Annotated in this window: 1 tRNA gene; it reads left to right on the plus strand. The window is 34.2% G+C overall.

Features of this window, described 5'->3' with window-relative positions:
* Window positions 1-66: 66 nt before the first annotated feature.
* Window positions 67-139: transfer RNA gene (locus CP357_RS09905), tRNA-Asn, on the plus strand.
* The last annotated feature ends 1,009 nt before the right edge of the window (window positions 140-1,148 follow it).

Raw genomic sequence — 1,148 nt, forward strand, 5'->3', positions numbered from 1 at the left:
ACGCCGAAAGTAGTTGGTGGGCAACTGCCTGCGAGGAAAGGAAGCTGCCGTGCTCTTTTTTAATATTCCGGCTTAGCTCAGTTGGTAGAGCGCTTGACTGTTAATCAAGATGTCGTCAGTTCGAGTCTGACAGCCGGAGTAAGGAGAGAGAAGGAAGCCTAGCTTCCTTCTTTTTTGTTTAAGAGGAAAAGATGAAAAAAGGGGAGATCATGAACGCTTGGTCTCCTCTTTTTTGCTTGCTCCCTTCTTATTAAGATCTTATCTTAATAAAATCCAATGAGGTCAACTTGAGTAAATATTGGGTACTGACCGCTTTGTCTGAGATAGGATGCTAGTCGTAATGAATGAGCCACTAAGAAGTTTTAGGGAAGGTTAAGCTGAATTATCTGCTTAAACCGCTTGAGAAAGAATCTCATTTCTTGATCGAGCATGAAAAATTTGGCATTTAGATAATTAGTACGAAGCTTATCTTTATAAGAAAAAATAAAGAATCTTCTTGAAGATTGCTAGTTGAGTGAGTAAATTATTAACATTTTTGTATACGTTTAAATTCATATTGAATATAAATATATCGGATACCGAATAAGCTAATCATAATTGAGCCTAAGTCTATCTGCATAATTTTCTAACTGAGATCTTTGAATTACTTAGTTGTAATGCAAGGTACTGAGGAAACTTGGCGATAAGTGTAGTGAAGAAAATAAAAGCGTGAAATTGAAATATTATTTGCCAATGCTGCTGCAATTTTAGTGTGGTGTTAAATATTTTGACAAAAAATTGAAAAAGTGTTTTGCAAATAAAGTTCGGCAATTGTAAGCTAAATCGATAATATAAGACTAGAATAAATAAAAAGCTATTAAAAAGAAAAGCATAAAAGAGAAGCTTGGTTACAACACATCCATGTGTTTCATGAATAACTCGAACAAAAGAGGGATTTGCCAAAAAAGAGAAAGTAGGGTAAATTAATAAAGTCGTCTTGAGAGATGACGAAGAGCTCGAGAGCTTTAAAAAAGTTTTTGAAAAAAAGACTTGCAAAGTTAAAGCAAAACGAGTAATATATTTAAATGTCGTCAGGCGAGAGCCAAGGCGGCAGAAAACAAATCAAAAAAGTTCTTGACAAAGGATTTGAGATTTGATAAAATATAAAA

Source organism: Lactobacillus sp. UMNPBX6 (assembly GCF_002553975.1).
In the GTDB taxonomy this organism is placed as follows: domain Bacteria; phylum Bacillota; class Bacilli; order Lactobacillales; family Lactobacillaceae; genus Lactobacillus; species Lactobacillus gallinarum.